We start from the raw sequence: 6,327 nt of genomic DNA on the forward strand, positions 1-6,327 counted from the left end.
GTCGCCGCGCTCGTACGAACCGACCACGACCGCCTTCCAGCGGCCCTGGCTCTTCTCCTCGACCCAGCCCGCCCTCACAGCCAGCGTTCGGCCGCTTCGACGCTGTCTGCGCCGCTGGTGTTGAACGCGACCGCGGCCTTCGGCGCATATCGTCGGACCAGGTTCACGACCTGCTCGAACAGCGGCAGGAGAGGCTCCGGCTTGCGAATCCCGCCGCCGATGACGACGACGTCCCACTCGCGTTCGGACAGCGCCGCGATCACCGTGGGCTCTGCCGACCCGTCCAGTGAGATCAGCGTCATCGAGGCGTCGATGGCACGGGCGCCAAAACGCGCCAGCTCCTGTTCGAGACCCGCGCGGATGGTGCTCCCGTCCATACCGGGCACCGTGGTCGGATCGATTCCAAGAATGAGAACGGAGGGCATGTCCGGGATGACGATCAGTCGCCCGCGCTGGTTCCCCGCCCCGCAGAGCACCGCCAGAGCGACGACACCTCGGCGAGGACGGACGGCCACTCGAGGCATCACATGACCACGACCCCTGGTGAATCACGGGATCCTCCCCTTCCCGCCGCGAATCGCGATCAGGCAGGGTGAGTCACATGGACGGGAACCCAAGCGGGTCTGCGGTCATGCAGGCAGGAGACACCCGGGGCCGACACTCCGGCACTCCAGGAGCCGCGGGCCGAGACGGAGACGGCGAGACACAGTGACGGCAGCCTGATAGTTCGGTGAAGCAACCACGACCGACCGGGACACACACGCGCCGGTTCGCAGAGAGTCCGCCCTCATGGTCCAGACGCGCAGCCCGGTGGCTCAGCCGGCGATGGACCCGGCCCCCGGCCGCGTGACGGCTCTGCCGTAGTCCGCGGTGGCGGTGTGGGTGGTGGCGGCGGGCTCGGTCAGGTCGCGGGATTGGCGAAGCGGAACTTCGGTCCGTGCTTCGGCGGCCGACCGCCTTTCCCGTTCCGTGTCCCCCCGGCCGGTGCTGGCCAGCAACGCTCCAGCGTCCGGCGAATGTCCGGCTGGGCTGCCCGGTTCGATACGCCGTTCGAAGTCAGTCAGGTAGTGCCACGGTGAGATCCACCTCGACGAGTTGTCCGGAGAAGCCCAGCTGGGCAACGCCCAGGAGCGTGCTGGCGGTGGTGAACGCCGGCCCCAGGGCAGACTCGGTGAGCCGACGCCACGCGGCTGCGAGAACGTCCCTCTCGTCGCTCCGCACGTAGATCACTGACCGCACCACGTGTTGCGGCCGGGCACTCACCGCGGCCAGGGCGGTGAGCGCGTTCGCGACCACCTGGTCGACCTGCGTCTCGAGGGAACCGGCACCGACGAGGTCACCGTTCCGGTCGAGCGGGCACTGTCCCGCCAGGTAGGCCGTGCGCCCTGTCTCCACCACCGTGATGTGGTGGTAGCCGGGAGTCTCATGCAGTTGCTCGGGATTGATGCGGGTGATCTTCTCCGTCATGTCCGCGAGTCTGCCTGGCGTGGTGCCCGCACGCACCGCAATTTCCCCCCAGGCAAGCACTCCGCGGCGACCTGTGAGGCGCAGGAACCCGGAGAATCACCTCGTACCGGCCGGCTGACCGTCACCCCGGTCGCGTCCCTGGACCGGCGCGGCAGCGACTGCGACCAGGTCGCGTGGGTCGTCGAGGGGGCCGGGACCCGAGTCATCCGCTGCGGGGACACCCTGTGGCACGGCAACCGGTGGCAGATCGCCCGCGACCACGGCCCGTTCGACGTGCGTTCCTGCCCGTCAACGGGGTGATCGCCAGATTCGAGGGGCACGAGGCGAATGTGCCCGTCACGCTGACCTCCGAGCAGGCGGTGGAGACGGCGGCGGCTCTCGGCGCCTCCACCGCCTGCTCGATCCACTACGCGCTGTTCGACAACCCTCCGGCGTACGTGGACCAGTCCGGCATGGCTGAGCGGTTCGCCCGGGCCGCCCAGGAGCGGGGCATCACACCTGCCCTCGTGGCGGACGGCGGGACCGTACCGCTGGACCATTGAATCCTGTTCGCTCGGTCCCCCTGGTGCCGGTTCACAGCGCGATCACGATTTTGCCGTGGACGTGCCGCTCGGCCTGCATCGTCACGGCTTCGCGAATCCGCTCGACCGGGAAGGTCGCCGCGATCGGCACCGTGATGTCGCCGCAACGGATCGCGTCGGTGATCCGTTCCAGGGAGCCCGGCCCCGCATCGATGGCGCCCGCCTTGCGCACACCGGGCGGCGGAGCGGGGCCGTCGGCCACGACGGAGATCCGCTCGGGTGCCACGCCGAGCTTGAGCGCGGTCTCGGCCGCCTCCCTTCCGAACAGGTCGGCTGCGGCGGTGATCCCGTCGGGCGCCAGCGCCCGCACCCGGTCCGTCAGACCAGGGCCGTACGCGACGGGTTCGGCACCGAGCCCGCGCAGGAATCCGAACGTGCGCTCGGAGGCAGTGCCGAGCACCCGGGCGCCCGCAAGCTTCGCCAGCTGCACGGCGAAGACGCCCACGCCGCCCGCCGCCCCACCGATCAGGACGGTGTCCCCGGCGCGGAGCCCGATCGCGGCGAGCACGGCGGAAGCTGTCAGACCGGACACCGGAAGCGTGCCCGCCACCTCGTCGCCGATGCCCTCCGGCGTGGGCCACAGTTGTGCCGTGGGCGTCTTGACCAGCACGAAGTCGGCGACGGACCGGCCGATCGCAGCTCCGTACACCCGGTCACCGGCCGCGAATCCCGTGGCTTCGGCGCCCACCTCGTCCACCACGCCGGCGAAGTCGCTGCCGAACCCGGCCGGCAAGGTGATGCCGAACCGCGCCGCCATGTCGGGCTGCGTGGAGATCTGCCAGTCCATCGGGTTCAGCCCGGCGGCCGTGACCCGGACTCGGACCTCGTCCGGCGCGGCGTGCGGCTCGGGTATCTCCTGCACTTCGAGTACTTCGGGACCGCCAAATCGCCTGTAACGGACAACTTTGCTCATCGGTGACCTCTCCTGGTCAGTGATGGGACTTGGTCTCATCGACCGTACACCAGTGATGGGACCAAGTCCCGTACACTGCTTCCATGGCTCGCTGGCAACCCGATGCACCAGGACGACTCGCCGACGCCGCCCTCGACCTCTTCGAGGAGCAGGGCTACGAGAACACGACCGTGATCGAGATCGCGGAGCGCGCGGGGCTCACCAAGAGCACGTTCTTCCGGTACTTCCCGGACAAGCGCGAGGTGCTGTTCGGCCGGGGCACGGTGACCGGTCTGCTCGTCGAAGGGATCGCCTCGGCGCCGCCCGCGGCCGACCCGCTCGACACCGTGGCGGACGCCCTCGACGCGCTCGGCCGGACGTTCTTCACCGCCGATCGCCGGGAGTTCAGCGGCCGGCGCCAGGCCGTGCTGAACGCCCATACGGAACTGCGTGAACGCGAAGCCCTGAAGAGGCTCGACCTCACCGCCTCGATGATCGAGGCCCTCAACCGTCGCGGCGTCCCGGGCCTGAGCGCGCGGGTGGCCGCGAAGCTGGGCGCCCTCGTCTGGGAGATCGCCTACGACCGATGGCTCGAGCCCGACAACACCGAGGACTTCGGCCGGCTGGCACGGCAAGCGCTCGCCGAAGTACGCGCGGCCAGGGCCTTGGACTACTAGGGACCGTCTTCAGGGATCATCCGGATGTGCCCCGGCCCCGTACTGCGGACCGCACCACCGGGGGCCGGGACTGATCCTCCCGCGTCGTCCACGTGCCCGGCGCCCTCGCGGGCGGACATCTCGCCCGGGACAGCCGAGGCATTGCCCCGAGGCGTGAACGTCCGCTGTGACACGATCACGGGGTGACGCCGGAAGACGTGTCTCACCCGCGCCGCGCAGCAGGTCGCGGCCTGCCCCCGACCTCCCGGAAACTGGTGCCGGCCGGCCACGGCAAGTGCCGCTCAGTCGGGACTCCCGTCGCCCCCTTCGGACAGTAGCCACCACTGTCGGCTGTCGGCTGTGGGGTGTCGGCTATCGCCGACGGTGACCGGCCCGGCGTCCGTTGACATGCGTCAGTGTCCGACGGCGTCCTATCCGTGGACCGGCAGCGGAGCTGACTGACCGGCTGCCACCCGCGTCGGCTGCGGCAGGAGTTGGGGCCACGGGTGAGTGCCGCGGGTTGGACGGGTGAGTGCTGCCCGGCGGGGCGGTGACGCCCGGGGCGATTACGGATCGCTGGCAATCGTCGCATAGGGTGATCGTCATGAGATCGAAGATTGTCATCACCTTGGGTGCGGCCGCTCTGCTGGCCACGGGATGCGGCGGGAAGTCGGATCCGAGTGCCGCTGACGCCAAGGCGTCGGCGTCGGCGTCCGCCCCGGCAGCGATGGCGCAGAAGCTGACGCGACCGGCCGCGAGCCCGGAGCTGGAGCCGTCCCCGTCACCCGCCGGCAGCGCGCCGTTCTCCGATCAACTCGCCTACGAACTGCGGTCCAAGACGCTGGAAATGGCTGATGCTCCGGGCAGGACGACCGCTCAGTGCCCGAAGACGACGGGGTCGAAGAAGGGGACGAAGGTCACGTGCACCAGCACCTACGAGGGCCTGGAGATCCGGTGGGAGGTGACCCTCGGCGACAAGGCACCCTGGTCGGTCACGGGTGACTATGTGTCCTACGAGGCCACCCCCAGCACGGGGATCCTCACCCGGGACGGCGTGGCGCGGGTCCTCTACGGCAACTTCGGTCCCGAGTACGTGCTGTGCAACGACATCCCCAAGGCGGTGCTCGCGCCGCTGAACGCCCCGTCCAAGTACAGCTGCGAGCCGGTCGGCAAGGGCAAGAAGCCGACCGGCTACGGGACTCCGGTGCGTGCCACCGAAGGCGGTCCTCGCGCCTACTGACCGGCCCTCCTCTCCCTTGGGCCGGGGGCGACCGGGGCCCGGATTCACGGAGTCGGTGGCGGCCGCCGGACGAGCCTCGGCCTCCGGCCGGGCGGACGCCCGGTCGGCTCGGCAGGCGGACTTGCGCGCTCTGCCCGGGAACCGGCGCGGTTGCTCATCTACCGTCGGCGGGAACCTGACGTCCCGGTACTCGGCGGCTGGGGCTTCGCCGTTGTCGCTGCTCCGGCGCCGGCGCAGACGGGGCGGGTGCGGGCGGCATAGGAACGGGCGGCCACGATGAGGCCGATGCCCAGACCGCCGAAGGCCAGGCCGCCGAACTCGACGAACCAGGTGATCCCCGAGCTGGTGGTGAACGGCAGGGACGGCTCGATCTCGGGCAACGCGCCGAGAGCCGTGAGCGGGGCCATGACGATGAGGAAGACCCCGTACATCGTCAGTGGGACACCGGTCAGCCAGGCCGGAATCAACGGGAGCAGGCGCGGGACCCTCCGTCCGGCCAGGAACAGCGTCCAGCGGGGGAACACCTGGCCCCACACGTGCAGCAGGCCCAGCAGCAGGAAGATCCCGGCCAGCGCGGCCAGCACAGTCACGTCGATCCCCACCGACGCGGTCGCCTTCGCCGGGCCCGACGCGCCGCGGCTCGTCGTCCTCAGCCAGTCATCGCCCGCGACGCCGAGCGCGCTGCCGCCCAGCGTCCAGACGGTCTTGGCTCCCGCCCACGGCAGAAGCCCGCACATGAGCAGGTACACCGTGACGCGGGTCCGCACCGGGGCCCGGGAGACGGCTGGGTGGGCGAGCGGGCCGTCGCCGGCGCCGGCGTGCGGCCGCCCGCACCGGGGGCAGTCGCCGCGCAGCCGCCGGCGGTACGAGAGGCCGACGAGGAACAGAAGGGCGGCGCCGGCCGTGTTCAGCAGCACCTGGGCCAGTCCGGTGGCGCTTTCCACTCCCGAGAGCGTCGCGATCGTCACGAAATAGATCGGCAGCCCGTTCATTCCCACGACGAGTACCAGGAGCGCCACGACCAGCACCGTTGCCACCGCGACCTGACCGGTTCCGGCGAGAGTCCGGGTGCCGGCCAGGCAGGCACAGCCCGCCAGGACCGCGAGGGCCGCCAGGAAGAGCTGGACCCCCGGCGCGTACGCGGAGTGCTCCTTCCACTGCACGGTCGTGTCCGTCATCGCCCAGGTGACCTCCACAGCGGCGTACAACACACCCCACAGGGCCGCGGCCACGGGCACCCACACCGGCCACCGCCGCCGCCACGGCATCCGGCCCGGGCCCGCGGCCGGCGACTCGGGAAGGCCACCTGCTCGGGAATGCGCGGGAACAGCCACCGTGACCTCCGTACATCCGGATTGCCGACGCTCCAAGATCCCGCGTCACCCGCGCCGGCCACATCCGTCCCACGGATCATGCTGCGGGCAAGGGCAAACGCCGCAGCATGGGCGAACGCGACTTCATCGCGCTGATCGACGGCGTCCACCAGCTCGT

Annotated in this window: 7 protein-coding genes and 1 pseudogene; 4 read left to right on the forward strand and 4 right to left on the reverse strand. The window is 70.7% G+C overall.

Features of this window, described 5'->3' with window-relative positions:
• Window positions 1-74: 74 nt before the first annotated feature.
• Window positions 75-515, reverse strand: coding sequence for a hypothetical protein (locus ABZ719_RS36970; protein WP_366729561.1), 441 nt, complete (start codon window positions 513-515; stop codon window positions 75-77).
• Between the two features lie 541 nt (window positions 516-1,056).
• Window positions 1,057-1,467, reverse strand: coding sequence for a RidA family protein (locus ABZ719_RS36975; protein WP_366729555.1), 411 nt, complete (start codon window positions 1,465-1,467; stop codon window positions 1,057-1,059).
• A 296-nt stretch (window positions 1,468-1,763) separates the two neighbouring features.
• Between ABZ719_RS36975 and ABZ719_RS36980 the strand changes: the two genes are divergently transcribed.
• Entirely contained in the window at window positions 1,764-2,009 is a 246-nt protein-coding gene (locus ABZ719_RS36980) for a hypothetical protein (protein ID WP_366729556.1), read from the forward strand.
• Window positions 2,010-2,040: 31 nt separating this feature from the next.
• Here the strand turns inward: ABZ719_RS36980 and ABZ719_RS36985 are convergent, their stop codons facing one another.
• Window positions 2,041-2,961 (reverse strand): NADP-dependent oxidoreductase, encoded by a 921-nt coding sequence (locus tag ABZ719_RS36985; RefSeq protein WP_366729557.1) that lies wholly within the window; start codon window positions 2,959-2,961, stop codon window positions 2,041-2,043.
• An 83-nt stretch (window positions 2,962-3,044) separates the two neighbouring features.
• Here ABZ719_RS36985 and ABZ719_RS36990 point away from each other — a divergent pair, with 83 nt between their 5' ends.
• Window positions 3,045-3,617: a helix-turn-helix domain-containing protein gene (locus ABZ719_RS36990; RefSeq protein WP_366729558.1), complete on the forward strand. Its 573-nt coding sequence runs from the start codon at window positions 3,045-3,047 to the stop codon at window positions 3,615-3,617.
• A 583-nt stretch (window positions 3,618-4,200) separates the two neighbouring features.
• Window positions 4,201-4,836: a hypothetical protein gene (locus ABZ719_RS36995; RefSeq protein WP_366729559.1), complete on the forward strand. Its 636-nt coding sequence runs from the start codon at window positions 4,201-4,203 to the stop codon at window positions 4,834-4,836.
• A gap of 158 nt (window positions 4,837-4,994) precedes the next feature.
• Here the strand turns inward: ABZ719_RS36995 and ABZ719_RS37000 are convergent, their stop codons facing one another.
• Entirely contained in the window at window positions 4,995-6,014 is a 1,020-nt protein-coding gene (locus ABZ719_RS37000; RefSeq protein WP_366729560.1) for a hypothetical protein, read from the reverse strand.
• A 176-nt stretch (window positions 6,015-6,190) separates the two neighbouring features.
• On the opposite strand from ABZ719_RS37000, the pseudogene ABZ719_RS37005 reads away from it, so the two are divergent.
• Window positions 6,191-6,327 (forward strand): annotated as a pseudogene (locus ABZ719_RS37005) (IS630 family transposase); the annotation flags it as partial.

Origin of the sequence: Streptomyces sp. NPDC006743, from assembly GCF_040703815.1 — a bacterium.
In the GTDB taxonomy this organism is placed as follows: domain Bacteria; phylum Actinomycetota; class Actinomycetes; order Streptomycetales; family Streptomycetaceae; genus Streptomyces.